Genomic DNA, 22,305 nt, shown 5'->3' with positions numbered 1-22,305 from the left:
AGCCGAAAGAGTTACCCAGCTTTCCAGAGGTCGAGGTGACGTATAAGATAAAGTCGATCAACATGGTCGATTTTGTTCGCAAGAGTTGTCGTTAATTATCGCCGATGATAATTTTACGGGTGACTCTTTGCTTGCCTCTCACTCAAGCCGTCGCGACGACGGAAACGGGACGATGATGTCGAATGACGCTCTGCCGAAGCCCTCGCCGGTCGAGGGGATCAAGACCAGCAGTCGGTTCCTGCGGGGGACGTTGGCGGAAGAACTCGCCAGCGATGCGGACCACTTCGCGGAGGAGTCGAAGCAGTTGCTGAAGTTCCACGGTAGCTACCAGCAGGAAGACCGCGACGCCCGGAAGAAGCGCGACAAGCCGGCGGGCAAGGCGTACATGTTCATGATCCGGCTGAAGCTCCCCGGCGGGAAGCTGACGGCCGAGCAGTACCTCGCGATGGACGATATCTGCGGGAAGTACGCCAACGGCACGCTGCGGCTCACGACCCGGCAGAGCATCCAGTTCCACGGCATCCTCAAGGGGAACCTGAAGAACTCCATCGCCGCGATGAACGAGGCGTTCGTCAGCACCCTCGGGGCGTGCGGCGACGTGAACCGCAACGTCATCTCCTGCCCGGCCCCGACCGGCGACGCCGTGCGGACGCAGATGCAGGAACTGGCCGACCAGGTCGCCGCCCACCTCGCGCCGCGGGCCGGCGGCGGGGCATACCACGAAATCTGGCTCAACGGCGAGAAGCAGAACAGCTTCCCCGAGCCGGAGGTCGCGGAGCCGATCTACGGCAACATCTACCTGCCGCGGAAGTTCAAGACGGCGTTCGCGCTGCCGCACGACAACTGCACGGACATCCTGGCGCAGTGCCTCGGGTTCCTCGCGATCACCGAGAACAACAAGCCGGTCGGGTACAACCTGTACGTCGGCGGCGGGCAGGGGAACACGAACAGCAAGCCGGACACGTACCCGCTGCTCGCGCAGCCGGTCTGCTTCCTCGAACCGGACGAGGTGATCGCCGCGTCGGAAGCCGTCGTGCGGCTGTACAAGGACCACGGCAACCGGTCCGACCGGAAGCGTGCTCGCCTCAAGTACGTCATGAAGGACTGGGGCGTCGAGAAGTTCCGCGACGTGTTCGCCCGCGACTACTTCAAGCGGGAACTCAAGCCGCTGAAGGACGCGCCGATCACCGGCCTCGACCTGCACCTCGGCTGGCACCGGCAGGGGGACGGCAAGCACTTCCTCGGCATCTCGGTCGAGAACGGCCGGATCAAGGACGAGGGCAGCTATCGCCTCCGCAGCGGCCTTCGGGCCATCGTAGGCAAGTTCAAGTGCATCGTCCGTATCAGCGCCCAGCAGGACATCCTGCTCGGCGACATCGCGGCGGCGGACAAGTCGGCCATCGACTCGATGCTCAACGAGTACGGCATCCCCAAGCCGGAGAACCTGTCGATGCTCCAGAAGTGGAGCATGGCGTGCCCTGCGATCCCGACGTGCGGCCTCGCGATCAGCGAGAGCGAGCGGTCGCTGCCGGGCCTCGTGGATCAGGTCGAGCCGATCCTCGCGGAGTTGGGGCTGCAGGACGAGCCGATCAGCCTGCGGATGACCGGTTGCCCGAACGGGTGCGCCCGGCCGTTCCAGAGCGAGATCGGGCTGGTCGGCCGGTCCGGGTCGAAGTACACGCTGTACATCGGCGGCGACAGCTACGGCCGGCGGATCAACGTGGAAGTGCAGGACAGCGTGCCGATCGAGCAGCTGGCCGGGAAGCTGAAGAACGTGTTCGCTGCGTTCAAGGCCGAGCGGCAGAACGGCGAACTGTTCGGCGACTACTGCCACCGGGTCGGGCTGATGAAGCTGCAAGAGTTGGTCGGCCCGGTGCTGAAGTAAACGACCCCCAAAGCCCACGCACGATCGTGCGTGGGCTTTCGCCCCCTCCCACATGGAACAGTCACCCCTTCACAAGCAGTTGAAGCAGCGGCTCGACTCACTCGCCGCCACGGGGGTCGAGTTCCTTCCGTCCGTTTCTCCAGTCGCGTTCACGGCCGAACCCGCCCCCGTCACGCACTCGCTCTTTGACGACGTGCCCCCGGCCACCCCCGCGGGCGATGCCCGGCAGGAACTCGCCGTCCTCGCGGACGAGGTCCGCGGCTGCAAGAAGTGCGTCGAACTCTTCTCCACCCGCACGCAGACCGTCTTCGGCGTCGGGCCGCCGGACCCGGAAATCGTGTTCGTCGGCGAGGCCCCCGGCGCGGACGAGGACAAGCAGGGCGAGCCGTTCGTCGGCCCGGCCGGGCAGTTGCTCAACCGCATCATCACGAACGCCGGGATGAAGCGGGAGGAGATTTTCATCTGCAACGTGCTGAAGTGCCGGCCGCCGATGAACCGCAAGCCGAACGCCGACGAGTGCCGCAACTGCCGGCCGTACCTCGACCGCCAGATCGAACTGCTGAACCCGAAGGTGATCCTCTGCCTCGGCGGCGTGGCCGCGAACAACCTCCTCGGCAACGCCACAGGCATCACGAAGCTGCGGGGCAACGTCTACAAGTACAACGGCGTGCCGGTCGTCTGCACGTACCACCCGTCGTACATCCTGCGGCTGTCCCGCGACCCGGCCGCGGAGCGGAAGGCGAAGCTCGAGTGCTGGGACGACATCAAGTTGATGCTGAAGCAAGTCGGCCGCGAAGTGCCGAAAAAGTGATTACTCCTCGTCCCCGTCGCCGTCCTCCGACTCGTCGAGGTGCAGCTTCTCGCGGATCGCGTCCGCGAGTTGCTTCATCGTGACCGGCCGCACCAGGACGACGCCGTTCTGCGACTTCCGGACGCTCGACGCCATGCCCTCCTGTTCCTTGTTCAGGATCAGCACGCACGCGAAGTCGAGGTGTAGCATCTCGGCCTCGCGGATCACCCGCTCGTAAGCCTCCACGCCCTCGCGGCCGACCGTCCCGGCGTCGATCACGGCCGCGTGGTACGGCTGCTGCTTGAACCGGTTCACCGCCTGGGCCGGGTCGATCGAGATGAGCACGCGGAACCCGAGCTTCTTGAACTTGTCCCGGAAGGCGTCTTGGAGCTTCTGGTTGCTCTCGGCCACGAACACCGTCAGCGGGCCGCTCGCCGCGTGCGACTTGCGGACGCCGCCGGCGGCCTCGGCCTTCAGCTCCGCCTGCACCGTCTTGATCGCCTCGTGCATGACCGCCGGCGTCTGGAACCGGGCGGCCGGGTCGAACGCCGACATGCGGAGGATGAGGCTGATGACCGCCGGCGGCAGGTCGTACTCCTGGCCGAGCTTGCGGATCGTGTCCTCCAGTTCGTACCGCTGCCGCATCTGCATGACCTGCTTGTCCCGCGTGCGGGGCAGCAGGGCGTGGCCGGTCAAGATCTCGAACAGCACGATGCCGAGGAAGTAGATGTCGCTCCGCGGGTCGCCCTTCTTGCACCCGGTCAACTTCTCCAGCCCGGCGTAATCGACCGTCCGGTCCACTTCCGTGTCGTCCTGGTGGCCGGGCTCCCGGCTCGTCATGATGTTGGCGCTGCCGACGCTCAACTCCGCGAGGCCGAAGTCCACGAGCTTCGCGATCTTGTCGGTCGAGATGAGGATGTTCGTGGGCTTGATGTCGCGGTGCGTCAGCCCGCGGGTTTGGGCGTAGGCGAGGCCGGCGGCGCACTCCTCGATGACGTGCAAGCCCTCGGTCGGTTCGAGCTTCTTGCGGATCGAGATGATGTCGCGGAGGTTGCCCCCCTCGACGAACTCCATGACGATGAAGTACTTGCCGGTGACCTGGTCCTTGCTGACGGCGAGGATTTGTACGATGTTCGGGTGCTGCATCGTCTGGCCGATGCGGCCCTCCCGCTCGAACAGTTCGATCCGCTTCTTGTCCTCGCTCCACCGGCCCCGCAACACCTTGATGGCGACGATCTGCCCGGTCCGCGGGTCGTCCCCGCGGTAGACGCGGCCGAAGCTGCCGGACGCGATCTTGTAGAGGAGGCGGAACCCGCCGAGGACGTACCCGTCCATCTCCCCCTTGAGCAGCTTCGAGCTTTGGAGCGGCGTGATGAGGCCCTTCCGCTCCATCAACTTCGCGAGGTCGCCGGGCGGCCGCGTCTTGTCCTCGAGTTCGTAGACGCACTCCTTCGCCACGTTGTCCTCGACCAGCCCGACCCGGACGGCCAGTTGGGCGAAGTCGGCGGCATCTGTGGGCACGGACATCTCCGGCTCCCGGCTCGCGAACGCAAAAATGGAACCACAACCCTCACCAATTTAGCAGGTCCGGGCGATCACGCAATCAACGGAACCGGCTATTCGCCCCCGGCACGGACGGCGGGACCGGCAGAACGGGAACGACCGGAAGGGTTCCGGTTGACGCGGTTTAGGCCCGGCGGTATTCCGCCGGTTCCAGGGGACGGAGACTCAACCCATGCGCCGGCTCGTCGTGCTTTCGTTCGCACTCGCCCTGACCGGGTGCGCCGGGACGTGGGACAAACTCAGCAGCCGGCGGTTCCGCGAGAACCCGTACCAGACGCTGTTCGACGGCCGCGACCCGCTGGCCGTGATGCAATCGAGTCAGGAAGGGGATGAGCGGGCGGCGATGATGCGGAAGCTGAAGGAGCCGGCCGCGAACGGCCGGTCGCAACAGGACCAGGAAGAGGCGATGCGGCTGCTGACGGAGGCGGCCATCGGCGACCCCAGCCCGGTGGTGCGGGTGGCGGCCATCGACGCGCTCGGCCGGTTCCAGGACCCGCGGGCGGTGAAGAGCCTGACGGCCGCGTACTACCAGGCCGCCGGGACGCCGGCGCAGCCGGCGGCGGGCGGCCAGTTCCAACTCGCGGCCGGCGGGCGGGACCTCGGCACGCTGGACAAGTCGTCGCTGACCGGGCCGACCGGGTTCGCCCCGGAAGTGGCGAGCGTCATCCGCGGCCGGGCCGTGAACGCGATGGCGAACACCGGCAGCGCGGAAGCGATCCCCGTGCTCACAGAAGTGGCGACCGGGGCGGAGAAGACCGGCGGGTCCGACCGCGACACGCGGCTGGCCGCCGTCCGCGGGTTGAAGCAGTTGCGTGCCCCGGAGTCGGTGCTGGCGCTGGCGAAGGTGCTAACGCTAGAGAAGACCCGCGACCCGGCGCTCGCCGGCCGCGCCCACGAGGGGCTGGTCAGCCTGACCGGCCAGTCGATGCCGGACGACCCGCAGCGGTGGGACATGCTCATCCGCAGCGGCGAGGCCACGGTCGTGCCGCAGCCGAACGTCATCCAACAGGCCGCGGCGATGGTGATCGGGAACTGACTACGTCTCGATTCGCACGAAGACGCAGCTGACGGCGTCCTCGTAGACCAGCCTCCAGTCCGCCCGTTCGCGAAGGACGTTCGCGAGCGGGCGGTTCTTTTGTGCGAGCACGACCCGGCACGCCGCGAAGTCGGGATCGTCCTTCCACCCGTCCGGCGTCATCCACGTCCGGTTCGCCCGCAACATCCGCCCGCTGCCGTACAGGTTCGTCCGGCCGTCCGCCGACACCGGGTAATCTGGTAGCTCCCACGACAGGTAGCCGCCCCAGTCGAGGCCGTTGAAGATCGGCCCCGGCGGCCGCGTCTTGCGGAGGAAAGCGACCGCCTGTACCGGGAACTTCTCCGCGTGAGCCGCGGCGTAGTCCGTGGACCGCAGCAGCCCGGCCGAGTTCAAGATTCGCAGCCCGAAGAACGCCGCGACCACAATTCCCACGACGGCCCACACCCGGCGGCGCGAGGTCCGGCCCTCGTCGCCGCGGATGACGGCGGCCGCGGCGACCGCCGCGAACCACAGGTCGCGGTGCATCCGGCTGGCCAGGACGGCCCCCGCGAGCAGCAGCCCGACCTCGAACCCGTCCACCGGCCGGCGGACGACCAGCTTCGCGACGGCCCACCCGACGAGGACGATGACGGTCGCCGACCAGTGGCTGAACAACGCCGGTGCGGACAGCTCCTGCACCAGCGCCCGCGGCGCGGCCTGCGTGCCGTACTCCCAGATGACCTCGAACAAGTGGACGTGGTACGGGTTCAGCACCGTCGCCGCCACGCACCCGGCCGTGAGGCCGATCAGGTGTCGGCGGTTCGAACGGCCGGGGAAGAGGCACGCGAGGGCGAGGACGCCCCAGCCGAGGACGTACTGGATGTGCAGGTTCGCCCACACCGCGAACACCGGTAGCAGCCACCACGCCCGGCGGACGGCCATCCCCTCCCGCACCGCGATCGTCGCCCAGAGGGTGAGCGTCGTGAACGCGATCGTGACGTGCCACGGCCGCTCCGGGGCCATCGGCATGAGGAGCACGACCGCGCCCGCCGCGACCAGGAACCCGGTCGGCGTCAGCCCGCACCGGCGGAACACGAACGCGAACACGGCCGCCGTCGAGAGGGCCGCGAGCGCCGTGCGGACCCACATGATGCCGGGGACGCCGCCGACGGCGTGCATCTCGAACAACGTCCACTCGTAGAGCCAGCTGTACGCCCGCCACGGGACCTGTTCATCGAGGCCGTACCGGGAGATCGGGTCCGTCCGCGGGACCGTCCCGGTGTCCGCGATGTTCTTCCCGACGCGGAGGTGCCACCACGTATCGTGTTCGACGGTCGGGATCAGCGTGTTCGCGGCCGCGAGGGCCGCGAGCAGGAAGACGAGGAAGTACGACGCCGGCGGCTTCATACCGGAACATATGTCGCGGGGGCGGGAGGGTCAAACCGGACAGAGTAGTAGGCACACGCCGTGTGCCGTCTGCTGCGGGTCGCCGCGACTCGGACGAACTCGCCGACCCGCCGAGGAGACGGCACACGGAGTGTGCCTACTACTATTCGGTGCTTGCTTCCCCTTCGCCCCGCGCCCATAATCACACCCACGACCCACCCCCGCTCCTCTTCGGGACATCCCAATGCGTCGATTGCTCCTCTCCGCGCTCCTCGCCGCCGGCGGCACGCAGCTTCCGGCCGCCGACCCGGCCATCAGTTGGAAGAAGGCCACCCTGGACACGAAGTTCCGGGCCGAGGGCGTGGCCGTCGCGGACGTGAATAAGGACGGCAAGAAGGACGTGCTCAACGGCGAGTACTGGTACGAGGCCCCGACCTGGACGCCGCACGAGATGCAGAAGCCGATGGACTTCAAGGACGGCCTCGGTAACTACAGCCGGTCGTTCGCGTGCTGGAGCGACGACTTCAACGCCGACGGGTACGCCGACCTCATCGTCATCGACTTCCCCGGCGCGCCGTGCTACTGGATGGAGAACCCGAAGGGCAAGGACGGCCACTGGACGAAGCACACGATCTGGCACAGCGCGTGTAACGAGACGCCGATCTACGCCGACCTCCTCGGCACGGGCAAGCGGGTTCTGCTGATGGGCTTCCAGCCGAAGGACGCGAAGACCGACGGCAACATGGGGCAGATGGCCTACTTCACCCCGAACGAGAAGGACCCGAACGCGCTCTGGGACATGCACCCGGTCAGCCCGCCGAGCGAGCCGAACAAGCCGGTCCCCGGCACGATGCGGTTCAGCCACGGCCTGGGCGTCGGCGACCTGAACGGCGACGGCAAGAACGACGTCATCTGCACCGGCGGCTGGTGGGAGCAACCGGCGTCCGTGGATGGGAAAACGCCGTGGGCGTTCCACCCGGCGAACCTCGGCGAGGCGTGTGCCGACATGTTCGCGTTCGACGTGGACGGCGACCGGAAGATGGACGTGCTCAGCACGTCCGCCCACCGCTTCGGCATCTGGTGGCACAAGCAGCGCGTCCCGGCGAACGACAAGAAGGACGCCCACCCGGTCTTCGACAAGATCGAGTTGTTCGGCCGGCTGACCTCGGAGACGCACGCCGCCCACTTCGTGGACATCGACGGCGACAGGCAGAAGGACCTGGTCACCGGCAAGCGGTGGTGGTCGCACGGCCGGGCCGAGCCGGGGTCGAGCTGGGACGCGAAGGTGTTCTGGCTGAAGGCCGTCAAGGAAAAGGACGGGTTCACGAACTTCGTGCCGCACGTCATCGACACCGACTCCGGCATCGGGACGCAGTTCGCCGTCGAGGACATCGACGGCGACGGCCTGCTGGACATCATCTCGTCCAACAAGAAGGGCGTCCACGTCATCGTCCAGCAGCGGAAGTAGTGCCCGTTGTCGAAACGACGGGGACCGCCGCTATTCTTGTGGAACCCTGAGCGGAAGCGACGGGGTGGAGCGCCCTCACCCCGTCGCTTCCGCTCAGGGTTCCAAAGGATCGTTTTCAACGGTGGCGGGCCGCCGGACGAGGCAAACCAATCCCCGCCAGCGAACCGGCGGGGCGGGTCGGCACTCCTGTTCCGGTGGCGGCGGGTCCGTAAGATACGCCGGACACCCGAACAGGAACCTCTTTCAATGCGTCACGTGCTCTCCGCACTCGTGCAGAACCAGCCGGGGGTGCTCGCGCACATCTCCGGCATGCTCGCCTCCCGCGGCTTCAACATCGACAGCCTCGCGGTCGGCGAGACGGAACACCACGACATGTCCCGGATGACGTTCGTCATCAACGCGGCCGACAACGTCGTCGATCAGGTGCGGAAGCAACTCGACAAGATCGTCACCGTCGTCCGGGTCGATGACATCTCCGCGGAGAACTTCGTCGAACGCGACCTGATGCTCATCAAGGTGACGTGCGCGGGGTCGAAGCGGGCCGAGGTGTTCCAACTCGTCGAGTCGTTCCGCGGCCGGGTGGTGGACATCCAGCACGAGAACGTCATGCTCGAGGTCAGCGGCACGGAGGGGAAGGTCGAGGCGTTCATCGACCTGATGCGGCCCTACGGGATCATCGAGCTGGCCCGGACCGGGCGGATCGCGCTGGTCCGCGGCGTGCCGAAAGCGAGGGACGAGGAATGACCGACAAGATCGTCCTGCCGACCCGCCGGCTCGACCCGGCGCTGGTCGATCTGCTGAAGGGGCTGAAGGCCGGGGACAAGATCAAGGTCACGCAGACCGTCCGCGTCGGTTCCCGCACGTGGCCCGCAGAGGCAGCCGGCGAGTTCCGCGGGCTGAGCTACCTCGCCACCGGCGTGACCGTGGACCGCGTGCCGGAGGACGACATCGTCGTCCCGACGGTCCACTTCACGAAGCCGAACGGGGAACTCGCGTCCGTCAGCATCGACGAGAACACGAAGGTCGAGAAGGTGGTGTAACCCCTCGTTTCGAGGCCGGCTACCCTGGGACCGCGGGCGTCCCGCCCGCCCACCTTTCCCGTACCGGAAACCAGTCTTACGCGGCTGGGGCCGTGGCGGGCGGGACGCCCGCGGTCCCAGCAAGAGCAACAGCCGCCGGTTTCCCGGCGGCCGTTTCGTTCCTACTTCGGCTGTACCGAGATCGGCTCGCTCGGCCCGGCGACCGGCGGCGTGACCGCCTTCCGCACCGGGACGTGGGCCGTGCCGATCGGCGTGAACACCGCCGCCGGTGGTTGCGGCTGCCCTTCTTGCGTGCCCGGCCACGGGCGGACGCCGCCGCTCGTCACCGGCTCCGCGTAGACCGGCGTGCCCTGGCTCGTGGCCGTGGGCGGCGTAACCGGCACGAATTTCAGGTCCGTGGTGCTCGGCGGCGTCGTCGCCGGCGGCATCGGCTTCGCCGGGGCCGGCAGCGGCATCCCCGTCCCCGGCAGGCCCATCGGCATCCCAGGCATCCCCATGTTCCCGCCGGGCGGCGGCGGCAACTTCTCCAGTACCGGGTCGTACGGACTCGTCAGCGGCGGCAGCGGCAGTTCCTCTGCCCGCTCGCGGAGCTTCAGGGCCGCGTTCCGGGCGCTGAAGTGGTCGGCCGCCTTCTTCTGCACGTGCGGCGGCAGCGCCCCCTCGCCGACCGAAACATTGTTGTACCGCTGGATCGTCCCCTTCTCGAACTCGAGCGCCGCCAGGGCCGTGTTGTACGCCGCGATCGCCTGGAACTCGGCCGCCAGCGTCGTCGCGAAGTTCTGCTGTACCTGCAGGATGTTAAACAGCGTGTTCACGTCCCACGCCCCGCCGTCGATCAGCTTCTTGTTCAGCGCCAGCGTCTGCTCGAGCGCCACCCGCGTCGCCCGGCGGTAGATGATGTCCTGGTGGCGGAACGCCAGGTTCCGGTACTGGCGGAGGACCAACTCCAGCGTCTTCCGCTCGCCGTCCGCGAGCTGGTAGTAGCTGCGGACCATCCGCAACTGGGCCTGCCGGACGGCCGCGTTCGCGTCGCGGAACCCGAGCGGGATGTCCAACCGCAGGCCGAGCTGCCAACTATTCGAGTCGTTGTTCGCCCAGTTCTTCAAGGCGTTCGACTGGACGATGTTCGTCTGCCCGCCGACGTTTTCCGTGATGATTTCGGACCCGTCGAGCCGCGTGCCGATGCCGGCGATGTCCTGGCTGGCGAAGAACCGCAGGTCCGGCCGCCGCAGGTTCTTCTGCAACAGCAGGTCGAGCTGGCTGAACTTGAGGTCGTGCCGGGCGATGATGAGTTCCGGCCGGGCCGCGAGCGCCTCGTTCGCCTGCTCGTAGAAGTCCGGCGCGTAGGGGGCGAGCGTCGGCTCGTCCACGGGAACGAGCCGCAGTCCGTCGGAGAAGGAAGTCTCGCCGAGCAGCCCGCGGAGGTTCCGCTCCGCGTCCTGTACCTGGAACCGCGCCTCCAGCACGTTCCGGCGGAACGTCCAGTATTGGGACTCGGTCTGCGTCAGTTCCTGCTGGCGGACGGTGCCGACCTCGTACCGCTTCTTGATGACGGTGTAGAGGTCGAACGCCTGCTTCAGCGTCTCCTCCTGGGCGTACAGGTTGTAGTACGCCGCGTAGAGGTTCCAGTACGCCGACTCGACGTTGACCAGCATCTGGTTGATCTGCCGGTCGAACTCGGCCTTCTGCTGGTCGTACCGGATGCGGGTGATGAGGATGCCTTCCGTCGTCTGCCCGCCGCTCGGCCGCAGGCCCTGGATGAGCAGGCTGCCGGGGTGGCTCTGGGCGAGCTGGTTGATCTCGATGCCGAACCCCTGGAGCAGCGGCTGCTCGAACAGGAACTGCACCCGCGGCGTGTACGCCGGGTTGACGTTCTGCGCGAACTGGCTGCTCGTGACCGCGAACTTCCGGTAGTCGGTGCTGAACGTGATCCCGGCCACGCCCCCGGTCGGCAGCGGCTTGGCGAGCGTCGTGCTGATCGACGCCGCGTCGCCGTTCGTGATCTGCTGCTGGAAGTTCACGACCGGCTGGTCGTTCTTCGACCACGTCAGGCTGGAGATGAGCCGGGCGTCGAACTTCGACAAGGACCTCTCGATGTCCGCCCCGACGATGGCCGGGTCGAGGACGAGGGCGCGGATCGTGTCCGTCCCGCCGGTGTTCCGGCCGTTGAACTGGACGATGCTGTCGTTCGGGAACCCGGCGTTCTGGCTGCCGCCGGCCGAGCCGAGGTTCCCCTTCTCGACGGCGATCGCGATGCACTCTTTCAGCGTCACGTTCCGCGGCGGCCGGGTCGGGTCGAGGGCCGTGGACGGCATCTGCGCCGCCGGCACGACGGCCGGCGGGATCGCGCCGTGCGGCTGCCGCTCGAGGTGTTCCAACCCGGCGGTCAATGCGGTTCGGTGGTCGGCCGGTTCGAGGAAGAGTTGGTGCTTGCACCCGCTCAACGCCGCCGCCGCCCCGAGTACCCCCGCCAAGACGCGAGCCTTCCAACGCCGTCCCTGATGCGTTCTCGTCACGTCGCGTTCCCCCCATCGCGGACGCTACCCCGACTCTGCGGGGCATCCTCCAAACGTATCGGCGGGAAGCGGGGAAAAATCTACGGGATTTGTCGCGCGGGCCGGGGGGTTCGGCAACTTCCGCGCGAATCCGGCGGGATTGGCTCAAGTCGCGAGGCTGGCGAAAGTCCGAAGGTGGCGACTCAGCGCGGTTCCGGGTGATTCGGTAGTTGGAACTGCGACGCGACGGCCACGACCGGCAGGCCGAGCAGCTTCTTCACCGGGATGAACTCGCCCACGTCGTTCCCTTCGACCTTGTGGCCGACCCACTGGAGCAGGTAGCCGAGGACGAATGCGCCGACGCCCCACGGCCAGGGGAGGAGGAAAAACAGAACCGGGGCAACCAGCAGCGCGAGCGGGATGCCTAGCATGTGGATCGCGAAGTTGAAGTTGTTCTGGTGGCGGGTCAGCCAGTTCCGCCGGGCGCGGCCGGCGAACCGCAGCAGCCGGCGGGCGATCGGGAACGAATGGCGTGGCGTGTCGCTCATGCCGTTGAAGTAGCCCACTGGCACTCGGGGACAAGTCGCAAAATGATTCCACGGAAACCACCCCACCTCCGGCCGGAATCATTTCAAAAGTCCGGAATCATTTCTAAGAATGAATTAAATTCATACTTCAAAACAATTTATGACGATTTTCTGCGTCCGGAATCATTCGCTAGAGTCCGGAATCAAATCTTCACGAAGGAAATCTTGCGTTTCAAACTATTGATTGATATATTTGTTGCAAACGTCCGATTAAAACAATCGATTAACATGGTTCACGAATTGCCACCTCTCCCGGAAGCGAAACAGCGGCTGCTCGAAGCGGCCGAGGAAATCTTTGCCGAGAAAGGGTTTGTGGCCGCGACCGTGCGTGAGATCGTCACGCGGGCGAACGTCAACATCGCGGCCGTCAACTACTACTTCGGCGACAAGGAGCGGCTGTACATCGAGGCGGTGAAGTACGCCCACGAGTGCAGTTCCAAGCACGCCCCAATGCCGGAACCGCCGGCCGACACGCCACCGGTCGAGCAGTTGAAGCTGTTCATCCGCGAGATGACGGTGCGGATGACCAGCCCGGCCCGGCCGAGTTCGCTGCGGCTGATGATGCGGGAGCTGTCGTACCCGACGGCCGCCGGCCGCGAGGTCGTCCGCGACTACATCCAGCCGATGGCGTTCCGCCTTCGGGCCATCGTCGCAGCGCTCTTGCCCGGCGCGTCGGAGGCGCGGGTGCTGATGGTCGGGTTCAGCATCATCGGGCAAGTCCTGTACTACCGGCAGAACCGCCCGGTGTCGGAGTTGATCTTCAGCAAGGACCACATCGACGCGCTCTCGACGGACGAGATCGCGGAACACGTGACGCACTTCACGCTGGCGGCGCTCGGGCACGCGCCGCCGGTCCGCGGGGGGGGCACATGAACTGGGTCGCACTACGGATGCTCACCGGGGACCGGGCGAAGTACCTCGGCATCATCTTCGGCGTCGCGTTCGCCGCGCTGCTCATGGGGCAGCAGCTCGCCATCTTCTGCGGCCTCATGCGGAACACGACGAGCCAGATCCGCGACATCGAGGGCGGCGACATCTGGGTGATGGACAAGAACGTGCAGTTCGTGGACGACGTGAAGCCGATGAGCGAGAACAAGCTCCTCCGCGTCCGCGGCGTCGAGGGCGTCCAGTGGGCCGTGCGGCTATACAAGGGGATCGCCCGCGCCCGCCTGTCCGACGGCAACTTCCAGCAGATGATCCTGATCGGCTTGGACGACGCCACCCTCGTCGGCGCGCCGCGGCCGGACCGGATCATTCACGGCGACCTCGGCGACCTGCGGCAGCCGAACGCCGTGTTCATCGACGAGTTCGGCTGGCGGTACCTGTTCGGCAAGGAGCCGTTCGAGGTCGGCCGGACGCTGGAGATGAACGACAAGCGGGCCGTCATCGTCGGCATGTGCAAGTGCAACCCGACGTTCCAGACGTTCCCGATCCTGTACGGCACGTACTCGCAGGCGGTGCAGTTCCTGCCGCAGGAGCGGAAGACGCTCACGTTCATCCTGGCGAAGGGGAACGACGGCCTGCCGCCGGAGCAGGTGTGCGCGGCGATCACCGAGGGAACGGGCTTGCGGGCGCTGACGAACGACCAGTTCTTCTGGGTGACGATCCAGTACTACATGGAGCGGACCGGCATTCCGATCAACTTCGGCATCACCGTGCTGCTCGGGTTCGTGGTCGGGTGCGCCATCGCCGGGCAGACGTTCTACCTGTTCACGCTCGAAAACATCAAGCAGTGGGGCGCGCTCAAGGCGATGGGCGTGAGCAACTTCCGCCTCGTCGGGATGATCCTGCTGCAAGCCCTGATCGTGGCGGTCATCGGGTTCGGCCTCGGCATCGGCGGGGCGGCGTTGTTCGGGTACGTGTTCGAGCGGGCCGTCACGTCCACGCCGCCGGCGTTCTACTTCGGCTGGCAGATCATGGCGATCGCGGGCGGGGCGGTACTCGTCATCGCCCTGGCGGCGAGCTTGCTGAGCATGAAGCGGGTGCTGTTCCTGGAAGCGGGCGTGGTGTTCCGGTAAGCGGGGTCTGGGGTCTGTGGTCTGGAAGAAAGATGCCGGGGGATTTCCACATGAACGCCGAACTGATCGAGCAGAAGGAGTCTTCTGCCAGACCCCAGACCCCAGACCCCAGACCCGCGAACGCGGCGATCGCGTTCGACAAAGTCTCGAAGTTCTTCGGGACCGGCGATACGCGGGTGACGGCGCTCGACGACATCACGCTCTCCCTGCCCTACGGCGAGATGGTGCTGCTCGTCGGCCCGTCCGGGTGCGGCAAGACGACGCTCATCTCCATCGCCGCCGGCCTGCTCGACGCGTCCGAGGGCGAGGTCACCGTCCTCGGCCAGAACCTCACGACGATGGGCGGCAACCGCAAGGTGCGGTTCCGTGGGCAGAACATCGGGTTCGTGTTCCAGCAGTACAACCTGCTGCCGGCGCTCACGGCCGTGGAGAACGCTTGCGTTCCACTCTTGATCGCGGGGTGGAGCCGGACGAAGGCGATCGCGAAGGCGGCGGAGTTGCTCACCTCGCTCGGCCTGGGTTCGCGGTTGAAGGGCTACCCGTCGCAGCTCTCCGGCGGGCAGCAGCAGCGGGTGGCGATCGCGCGGGCGCTCGTCCACGAGCCGCGGCTGCTCGTCTGCGACGAGCCGACGGCGGCCCTCGACGCCGCGTCCGGGCGGACGGTCATGGGGCTGATTAAACAGGTCGCCGTGCAGAAGGACCGGGCCGTCGTCGTGGTGACGCACGACAGCCGGGTGTACGACTTCGGCGACCGGATCGTGTCGATGGCCGACGGCCGCGTGGTCGAGGTCCTCGGCAAGGGCCAGCGGCCGCACGAGTGACAGTGGATCGAGCCTGGGACCGCGGGCGTCCCGCCCGCCCACCTTCGGGGCTACGGAGACCGGTCTGAGGCGGCTGGGGCCGTGGCGGGCGGGACGCCCGCGGTCCCAGGGGCGGCTAACGACCGCACGAATCAGGGAGACAGTCATGCTCACGCGGTACTTACTTCCGTTGATCGGCGTCGTCGCGTTCGCGTTCGCCGTCAGGCAGATGACGGCGGCGCAGCAGAAGTCGCCGCCGGCCGTGCCGCCGGTCGAGCCGGCGAAGTCGCCGTTCGCGAAGCAACTCGCCGGGTCCGGCATCATCGAGCCGGAGACGGAGAACATCTCCATCGGCACGCACCTGCCCGGCATCGTCGAGCAGGTCCACGTCCGGGTCGGCGACATGGTCCGGCCGGGGATGCCGCTGTTCCGCCTCGACGACCGGCAGTTGAACGCCGAGTTGGTCGTGAAGAAGGCGTTCCTCGAAAATGCGCGGGCGGCGCTGGAGAAGCTGAATAACGCCCCGCGGCCGGAGGAGTTGCCGCCGCTGCGGGCGCGGGTCAACGAGATGCAAGCCGGCGTCGAGGACCAGACGAAGCAACTCGACCGCCTCCGCCGGCTGGGGTCGGCGGCGTCGGAGGACGAACTCACCCGGCGGGAGGCCGGCGTGGCCGTGGCGAAGGCGCAACTCGAACGGGCGAAGGCCGACCTCGCGCTGTCGGAAGCCGGGTCGTGGAAGTTCGACAAGCTCGTCGCGATTTCCGCGGTGACGCAGGCCCAGGCCCAGGTCGAACAGACGGCGACGGAACTCGGCCGGTTGACAGTTAAGGCCCCACGGCTGAAGTGGGACGCCGCGAGTTTGGCCTCGGACGGGACGGAGTTCAAGGTCCTCCAGGTGAACGTCCGCCCCGGCGAGTTCGTGGCGACGGTGCAGGGGCAACCGCTCATCGTGCTCGGCCACGTCGGCCAGTTGCACGTCCGGGTGGACATCGACGAGAACGACATCGGCCGGTTCCGCAAAAACCTGCCCGGCTTCGCGCAGCCGCGGGGCAACCCCGGCGTGAAGTTCCCGATCACGTTCGTGCGGGTCGAACCGTATGTGATTCCGAAGCGGTCGCTGACCGGCTCGAACACGGAGCGGGTGGACACGCGGGTGCTTCAGGTCATTTACCGACTGGAAACGACGGAGCAGAACCTGTTCGTCGGGCAGCAGATGGAAGTGTTCCTGAACACTGGGGAGTAGTTTTGGGCGAAAGCCCACGCACGATCGTGCGTGGGCTTTGGGGAACCCCCTCCATATCCTGACACTCCTCTCGCACCCGAGGAGTTTCCGGATGCCCGCGATCGCGCCTTCGATTCTGGCCGCCGACTTTTCCCGGCTCGGCGAACTCGTCAAACTGACCGAGGCCGGCGGGGCCGACCGCGTCCACGTCGATGTCATGGACGGCCACTTCGTCCCGAACCTCAGCATGGGCGCGATCGTCTGCAAGGGCCTCCGGCCGGTCACGGCGATGCCGCTCGAAGTCCACCTCATGGTGGAGGAGCCGGCGAAGTTCCTCGACGGGTTCATCAAGGCCGGGGCCGACTCGTTCATCTTCCACCTCGAAGTCGAGCCCGACCCGACGGAACTGATACAGCACGTCCGCTCGTTCAACAAGAAGGTCGGCCTCGCGTTCAACCCGGACTTCGCGCTCACGAAGCTGGAGCGGTACATCCCGGACATCGACCTCGCGCTGTGCATGACCGTGTTCCCCGGCTTCGGCGGGCAGGCGTACATCCCGGAGAGCACCGGCCGCATCAGGCAAGTGCGGAAGTGGATCAACGAGCTGAACCCGAGTTGCGAGCTGGAAGTGGACGGCGGCATCGACGCGAAGACGATCTCGGAAGCGTCCGCGGCCGGGGCGACGGTGTTCGTGGCCGGCACGGCCGTGTTCGGCGCGAAGGACGGCCCGACGGCCGCGACGAAGCACCTCCTGGACCTGGCGACGAAGGCCGCGGCGTGATGTGGGTCCGCGTCTACGAGCACCTCACGGCGACCGGCCCGGACGACGGCGGCTCGATGTACCGCGAGGGCCGCGCGATGCGGGACGCGCTCGTCGCGGACTTGCGCCTCATCCCCGGCGTGACGGTGACGGACGAGGACGCCGAAGTCGCCATCGTGATCGCGCCGGAAACGGATCGTATTCTTGAAGAGCAGGTCGCGGCGTTCCGTCGAAAGCACGAGGTCGTCGCGTCGTCCGCCGAAGCCCTCGCGCTGACCGGGGACAAGCTCGCGCTCTTCCGGCACTGGCAGCGGCACGGCGTTCCGACGCCGTTCACCGCGTCGGCGAAGGAATGGCCCGCGGCCCGGCGGCCGGTCGTCGTGAAGCCGCGGGACGGGGCCGGGTCGTGGGCCACGTTCTTGGTTCGTGAGGGAAACGGCGTCGAACGTCCGGGAAACTTCATCGCGCAAGATTTCGTCGAAGGCCGACCCGCGAGCGTCGCCTTCCTCATCGGGCCGAAGCAGACCATCCCTCTCGTCCCGGCGTTCCAACGACTCAGCGACGACGGCCGGTTCCACTACCTCGGCGGGGAGTTGCCGATCCCGGCCGACCTCGCGGAGCGGGCCGTTACGCTCGGCCGGAAGGCCGTCGGGTGCGTGCCGGGCCTGGCCGGTTACGTCGGCGTCGATTTCGTACTCGGCGACGCCGGGGACTACGCGATCGAGATCAACCCGCGGCTTACGACCTCGTACATCGGGCTGCGGGCGCTCGCGAATTTCAACCTCGCCGCCGCCATGCTGCGGGTGTTTCACAGGGAACCGCCGGGCAAAATGACCTGGAAAACCGGCCGGTTAACGTTCACGGCCGAGGGGCAAGTGAAATCCGCCGGCGGCTGACATTTTCCGCTATCTTTTTCCCCCTTCGCGGTTATACTCCATTTACCGAACGGGGTGGCCCCGGTCGGCAGGATCAGGACGAACCGGTTGCTAAGTTTCCGTTCTGGCTTCTCGTTGGCGGATCCGCTCCGATGATTTCCCTTCTGAGTGTTCCGTACTCGTCTAGCTGGTAGACCCCTCGGCGATTTCCGTGCGACGAACGAATCCGAGTCTGGTTTCAATCTCCACGAGCACCGTGGGTGCGCCTTCGCACCGCGTTCGATCCTTGTCCCGACCGTCCTTTCTGGCGGTCGCGTCGGCGATTCTTGAGGCGGACCGCGGTCCGACCTCCTCGGAAGGGTAATGTCATGGCGGTGAATCTGTACGTCGGCAACCTGCCGTTCTCCACGACGAACGAGGACCTCGTCCAGGCGTTCGGCCAGTACGGGACGGTGGCGAAGGCTCAAATCATCATGGACCGGGAGACCGGCCGGTCGCGGGGCTTCGCGTTCGTCGAGATGAGCGACGGCCACGAGGCGGCGATCCAGGCGCTCAACGGGGCCGAGTTCCAGGGCCGTCGAATGACGGTCAACGAGGCCAAGCCCCGCGAGGACCGGCCGCGCGGCGGCGGCGGCTACGGCGGTGGCGGGGGCGGCGGTGGCGGTTATGGCGGCGGTGGTCGTCGCGGCGGCGGCGGCGGTGGCTACGGCGGCGGTGGCGGCGGCGGTCGCCGCGGTGGCGGCTACGGTGGTGGCGGCGGTGGTTACGGCGGTGGCGGCTACTAACACGAAGCGACCAATGCGACCCGGCCCGAACGGACCGGGTCGTTTCATTTCGGCGGCGCGGCCGGCACCCGCACGTCGCCCTCGCGCTTCGTCACGCCGGCCTGGTCCAGGTACTCGCACAGGGGCACGGCGTACTTCCGCGTCGTGCCGAGCAGGTCGCGGATTTCCGCCACCGTCGCCCCCGGCGACGACTTCAGCCGCTCCTCGACCTTCCGCCGCATCTCCGCCTCGAAGTCGGCGTGCAGGAAAATCTCGTCCGTGACTTTGACGAGGAACCCCTCGGCCGCGGCGACCTCGAAGATGTCCTTCAAAGCCGCCGCGTTCCCGGCCGCCTGGTTCGCGAAGCTCGCCGGCTCCGGCGGCGCGAACCCGGCCTTCTTGTGCTCGTCCACGATCTTGTCCTTCAGCTTCCGCTGGTTCGCGCTCAGCTTCGGCTTGAAGTCCGCTCGCGCGATCCGCTTCCCGTCGCCGACGAGCTGCTTCGCCTTGAGGAGCCGGTCCACGACGACCTGGAGCAGCGCCTCGTCACCGACGTACTCCAGCCGGGCGAGCGTCTTCTGCCGGTCGTGGTTCGTCATCAACGGGAACGACTCGTGCAGCACCGCCAGCGTGTCCTGAATCCGCTCGCCGAGTTCCGCCAACCGGTCGGCGTGCAGGTAGACCTTCCGATTCGGCGGCAGCGTCAACTCGACCAGCTTCTTGTCCGCGATGGCTTGTTGAAGGAGCGCGTCCGACTGGTCCGGGGGGACGCCGGCGGCGCGGACGAGGTCGTTCGGTTGAAGGCCGTGGAACCCGGCGAACCACGCCGCGGAGACGGCCCGCGGGAACGGGTCGGCGGCCCACAGTTGCTCGATCCGTTCGAGCGATTCGAGGTGCCGCCGCCGGAGCTTCACAGCGACCGGTTGCAGCACTTGCCCGCCGCCCAGAGTGTGTTCCGCGGACGAATCCCGGACCACGAACGGCTGGCCCCACACGGCCGTGACCGGTTCGTCCAGGAACAGCTGCGCGATCGCCCACTTCCCCGGCTCGACGGCGTCGGCGTCGAGGACGGACACGGTCGCCATCACCTCGGCCGTGCCGACGTGCAGCCGGACCGGCAGCCGGTGCTTGATCGGCCGCCGCTGGTCCGCGAGCGTGTGCAGCCGGACGGTGACCACCTTACTCGGCCGCAGGTAGCCGGGCCGCGCGAGTTCTTGGCCGCGGCGGACGGCCTCGTGCGGCACGCCGGCGAGGTTGATCGCCGCCCGCTGCCCGCGGCGGACCTCCTCGACCGGCTGCCCGTGGTTGTTCAACGACCGCACCCGCACGGCTTCCGTCGTGCCGTCCCCCTTGTGCCAGTCCAACTCGTCGCCGACGCGGACCGCGCCGGACGTGACCGACCCGGTGGCGACCGTGCCGTGCCCCTGGACGACGAACGACCGGTCGATGGCCAGCCGGAACCACTCGGCCGCGTCGCGGGAGGAAAGTTTCTGCCCGGCGTCCCGAATCGCGGCCTTCAGGTCTTCGATCCCCAGCCCGGAGAAGGCGGACGTGGGGATGATCGGCGCGTCTTGCAGAAAGGAGCCTTTGACTAGCTCGCGGATTTCGAGGGCGACGACCTCCCGCGTCGTCTCGTCCACGAGGTCGGCCTTCGTGAGCGCGATGACGCCCTGCTGGAGGCCGAGGAGCCGGAGGATTTCGAGGTGCTCGCGGGTCTGCGGCATGACGGAGTCGTCGGCCGCGACGATGAGCAGGGCGAGGTCGATGCCGGTGGCCCCGGCGAGCATGTTCTTGACGAACCGCTCGTGCCCCGGCACGTCCACGATGCCGAGGCGGAAGTCGCCGAGGTCGAGGTTGGCGAACCCGATGTCGATGGTGATGCCCCGCTGCTTCTCCTCCGGCAGGCGGTCGCAATCGACGCCGGTGAGGGCCTTGACGAGCGAGGTCTTTCCGTGGTCGATGTGCCCGGCCGTGCCGAGGATCAGGTCGCGGGGCATGATGGCTCCTTTGGGGGCATTTTACGGGCGGCCGCCGCGAAACCCCGCTTCGCGCCGTCGAGTATGTAATATCTTTGCGGGTCCGGTGTTTCCTCCTTATCGCGAGTGCGGCGGCCGTGAGTGACGCGCTGGATCGGTGGGTTCTGGACACGGCCCCGCGGGCCGTGGCCTACGCCCGTTCGCTCCTCCGCGACCCGGACAAGGCCGAGGACGTGGTGCAGGACTGCTACTGCCGCCTGCTCGCGAAGGCGGACGTGTACGACCTGCCGCGGGACGGGTTGAAGCTGCTGTTGACTTCGATCTCGAACGCCTGCATCAACCTCAAGGTTCGCGGCCGGACGTTCTTCCGATTCACCCGAACCGGTGACGACGGGGAAGTCGCGGACGACCCCGCCGACCCGCGGGCGGTGCTGCCGGAACTGCACGCGGAACACCGAGAGCTGGCCGACAGCCTCGCGGTCGGGCTGCGGAAGCTGCCGCCGCAGCAGCGGGCCGCGATTCAATTGAAGGCCCTCGGCCACTCGCAGCAGGAAATCGCGGAGATTCTCTCGGTGACGCCGACGAACGCCGGGGTACTCGTCCACCGCGCCCGGCAGGCCCTCGCGGAGTTCCTCGCGCCGTTCCTCGGCGGGGAGGCGGTGACATGACCCGACCCAACGACCCCCTCGACGACGCGATCCGCTCGCACCTCGACCGCGAGGCCGCACGGGTGGACGCCCGCGCCATGCTGGAGCGGGTGAAGGGGAAGCACCCGGTCACCCGCCGGGCGTGGCTGAGGTGGGCGGCCGGCGTCGGGACCGGGGCGGCCGTCGCCGCCGGGGTCGGCGGCGTTCTGTTCTTCAACCCGACCGCCGCCCCGCAGCTCGCGGCCGCCGAGCAGTTGGTGGAAGAGGCGAAGGCCGCGCACGCCGTCCCCGCCGACCGACATTACGAACTCGTCACCGAGTGGGACGCCCCGATCCTGCGGAAGCTGCAAATCCCGGCCGTGGCGAAGCGGTTCAAGGTCTGGACCCGCGGCGAGCAGTTCTGGGTGGAAGCCCAGGCCGAGGGGCAGCCGTTCATCATGGGGCAGGACGCGGGCGGCCGCATCTGGTTCGCCCTGTCCAGGAAGCGCGGGCTGGTCTACGAGCCGACCGAGATCGGCGAGCCGCTCGCGCGGCTGTGCGAACTCGTCAGCCTGCGGGCTGTGCAGACGCTCGGCGACGTGCTCGAGCAGTTCACGATGTACCGCAAGGACAAGGGCCGGCCCGGCGAGTTGATCCGAATTGAGGCGACGATCCGGCCGAGCTTCTTGAACCGCAACCCGCGGTTCCGCGAGATCGCCATCGACCTCGACCCGGAGACGAAGCTGATCCGCCGGGCCGCGTTCAAGCGGCAGGTCAACGGCGAACCCGCGGCCGGACTGGCGTTCACGCTGCTGGGCGTCGGCGACCAACCGGCCGACGCCTACGACGTGCGCGGCCACCTCGACGCCGACGCGGACGTGTGGGACCGCAAGGACCGGATGGACCGCCGGTCGAAGTTCCGCGACGAGTTCTTAAAGCGCTTCCAGAACCGGGTGAAGTAGTCGTTCGTATTCAATCGGCGAGCCGAGCGGCGTGAGCCGCCGGGTGAGCGTCCCTCACCCGGCGGCTCACGCC

Annotated in this window: 20 protein-coding genes; 15 read left to right on the top strand and 5 right to left on the bottom strand. The window is 67.5% G+C overall.

Features of this window, described 5'->3' with window-relative positions:
- The first annotated feature begins 175 nt into the window (after window positions 1-175).
- Together AC5JJ2_RS14640 and AC5JJ2_RS14635 are read left to right on the top strand one after the other, a co-directional pair.
- The gene (locus tag AC5JJ2_RS14640) at window positions 176-1,885 is read left to right on the top strand and encodes an NADPH-dependent assimilatory sulfite reductase hemoprotein subunit (protein WP_495858745.1); all 1,710 of its coding nucleotides are present in this window, start codon (window positions 176-178) and stop codon (window positions 1,883-1,885) included.
- Between the two features lie 52 nt (window positions 1,886-1,937).
- On the top strand, window positions 1,938-2,696 hold the full coding sequence (locus tag AC5JJ2_RS14635) for a uracil-DNA glycosylase (RefSeq protein ID WP_495858744.1): 759 nt from the start codon (window positions 1,938-1,940) through the stop codon (window positions 2,694-2,696).
- Here the strand turns inward: AC5JJ2_RS14635 and AC5JJ2_RS14630 are convergent, their stop codons facing one another.
- A complete protein-coding gene (locus AC5JJ2_RS14630) occupies window positions 2,697-4,202 on the bottom strand; it encodes a protein kinase domain-containing protein (RefSeq protein ID WP_495858743.1) in 1,506 nt (501 codons plus the stop codon).
- Between the two features lie 208 nt (window positions 4,203-4,410).
- Between AC5JJ2_RS14630 and AC5JJ2_RS14625 the strand changes: the two genes are divergently transcribed.
- Window positions 4,411-5,274, top strand: coding sequence for a HEAT repeat domain-containing protein (locus AC5JJ2_RS14625; protein WP_495858742.1), 864 nt, complete (start codon window positions 4,411-4,413; stop codon window positions 5,272-5,274).
- On the opposite strand, the gene AC5JJ2_RS14620 is transcribed toward AC5JJ2_RS14625, so the two are convergent.
- Window positions 5,275-6,660, bottom strand: a complete 1,386-nt coding sequence (locus AC5JJ2_RS14620; protein ID WP_495858741.1) for a hypothetical protein — start codon at window positions 6,658-6,660, stop codon at window positions 5,275-5,277. It abuts the gene before it with no gap.
- A gap of 223 nt (window positions 6,661-6,883) precedes the next feature.
- Between AC5JJ2_RS14620 and AC5JJ2_RS14615 the strand changes: the two genes are divergently transcribed.
- From AC5JJ2_RS14615 to AC5JJ2_RS14605, 3 genes are all read left to right on the top strand, one after another.
- The gene (locus tag AC5JJ2_RS14615; protein ID WP_495858740.1) at window positions 6,884-8,107 is read left to right on the top strand and encodes an FG-GAP repeat domain-containing protein; all 1,224 of its coding nucleotides are present in this window, start codon (window positions 6,884-6,886) and stop codon (window positions 8,105-8,107) included.
- Window positions 8,108-8,353: 246 nt separating this feature from the next.
- Window positions 8,354-8,851: an acetolactate synthase small subunit gene (gene ilvN / locus AC5JJ2_RS14610; protein ID WP_495858739.1), complete on the top strand. Its 498-nt coding sequence runs from the start codon at window positions 8,354-8,356 to the stop codon at window positions 8,849-8,851.
- The gene (locus AC5JJ2_RS14605; protein ID WP_495858738.1) at window positions 8,848-9,147 is read left to right on the top strand and encodes a hypothetical protein; all 300 of its coding nucleotides are present in this window, start codon (window positions 8,848-8,850) and stop codon (window positions 9,145-9,147) included. Before ilvN ends, AC5JJ2_RS14605 begins: the two co-directional genes overlap by 4 nt.
- Window positions 9,148-9,308: 161 nt before the next feature.
- On the opposite strand, the gene AC5JJ2_RS14600 is transcribed toward AC5JJ2_RS14605, so the two are convergent.
- Together AC5JJ2_RS14600 and AC5JJ2_RS14595 are read right to left on the bottom strand one after the other, a co-directional pair.
- Window positions 9,309-11,621 (bottom strand): TolC family protein, encoded by a 2,313-nt coding sequence (locus AC5JJ2_RS14600; RefSeq protein WP_495858737.1) that lies wholly within the window; start codon window positions 11,619-11,621, stop codon window positions 9,309-9,311.
- Between the two features lie 224 nt (window positions 11,622-11,845).
- Window positions 11,846-12,190 (bottom strand): Mpo1-like protein, encoded by a 345-nt coding sequence (locus tag AC5JJ2_RS14595; RefSeq protein ID WP_495858736.1) that lies wholly within the window; start codon window positions 12,188-12,190, stop codon window positions 11,846-11,848.
- A gap of 267 nt (window positions 12,191-12,457) precedes the next feature.
- On the opposite strand from AC5JJ2_RS14595, the gene AC5JJ2_RS14590 reads away from it, so the two are divergent.
- The 7 genes from AC5JJ2_RS14590 to rbp all read left to right on the top strand — a co-directional run bounded on the left by AC5JJ2_RS14590 (window position 12,458) and on the right by rbp (window position 18,689).
- Window positions 12,458-13,102: a TetR/AcrR family transcriptional regulator gene (locus AC5JJ2_RS14590; protein ID WP_495858735.1), complete on the top strand. Its 645-nt coding sequence runs from the start codon at window positions 12,458-12,460 to the stop codon at window positions 13,100-13,102.
- A complete protein-coding gene (locus AC5JJ2_RS14585) occupies window positions 13,099-14,247 on the top strand; it encodes an ABC transporter permease (RefSeq protein WP_495858734.1) in 1,149 nt (382 codons plus the stop codon). Before AC5JJ2_RS14590 ends, AC5JJ2_RS14585 begins: the two co-directional genes overlap by 4 nt.
- A 50-nt stretch (window positions 14,248-14,297) precedes the next feature.
- Complete coding sequence (locus AC5JJ2_RS14580) at window positions 14,298-15,068, top strand: ABC transporter ATP-binding protein (RefSeq protein WP_495858733.1); 771 nt, start codon at window positions 14,298-14,300, stop codon at window positions 15,066-15,068.
- Window positions 15,069-15,213: 145 nt separating this feature from the next.
- Window positions 15,214-16,290, top strand: coding sequence for an HlyD family secretion protein (locus AC5JJ2_RS14575; RefSeq protein ID WP_495858732.1), 1,077 nt, complete (start codon window positions 15,214-15,216; stop codon window positions 16,288-16,290).
- A 91-nt stretch (window positions 16,291-16,381) separates the two neighbouring features.
- Complete coding sequence (rpe, locus tag AC5JJ2_RS14570) at window positions 16,382-17,050, top strand: ribulose-phosphate 3-epimerase (protein ID WP_495858731.1); 669 nt, start codon at window positions 16,382-16,384, stop codon at window positions 17,048-17,050.
- The gene (locus tag AC5JJ2_RS14565) at window positions 17,050-17,925 is read left to right on the top strand and encodes an ATP-grasp domain-containing protein (RefSeq protein WP_495858924.1); all 876 of its coding nucleotides are present in this window, start codon (window positions 17,050-17,052) and stop codon (window positions 17,923-17,925) included. Before rpe ends, AC5JJ2_RS14565 begins: the two co-directional genes overlap by 1 nt.
- A 347-nt stretch (window positions 17,926-18,272) precedes the next feature.
- A complete protein-coding gene (gene rbp, locus AC5JJ2_RS14560) occupies window positions 18,273-18,689 on the top strand; it encodes an RNA-binding regulator (RefSeq protein ID WP_495858730.1) in 417 nt (138 codons plus the stop codon).
- A 44-nt stretch (window positions 18,690-18,733) separates the two neighbouring features.
- Here the strand turns inward: rbp and selB are convergent, their stop codons facing one another.
- Window positions 18,734-20,665 (bottom strand): selenocysteine-specific translation elongation factor, encoded by a 1,932-nt coding sequence (gene selB, locus AC5JJ2_RS14555; RefSeq protein WP_495858729.1) that lies wholly within the window; start codon window positions 20,663-20,665, stop codon window positions 18,734-18,736.
- A gap of 116 nt (window positions 20,666-20,781) precedes the next feature.
- Between selB and AC5JJ2_RS14550 the strand changes: the two genes are divergently transcribed.
- The gene (locus AC5JJ2_RS14550; protein ID WP_495858728.1) at window positions 20,782-21,312 is read left to right on the top strand and encodes an RNA polymerase sigma factor; all 531 of its coding nucleotides are present in this window, start codon (window positions 20,782-20,784) and stop codon (window positions 21,310-21,312) included.
- A complete protein-coding gene (locus AC5JJ2_RS14545; RefSeq protein WP_495858727.1) occupies window positions 21,309-22,232 on the top strand; it encodes a hypothetical protein in 924 nt (307 codons plus the stop codon). The genes AC5JJ2_RS14550 and AC5JJ2_RS14545 overlap by 4 nt, the downstream gene beginning before the upstream one ends.
- The last annotated feature ends 73 nt before the right edge of the window (window positions 22,233-22,305 follow it).

It is taken from the genome of Limnoglobus sp. (genome assembly GCF_059499385.1).
Note: the sequence above shows the minus strand (reverse complement) of the source record. Positions and strands in the feature narration are given on the sequence as shown.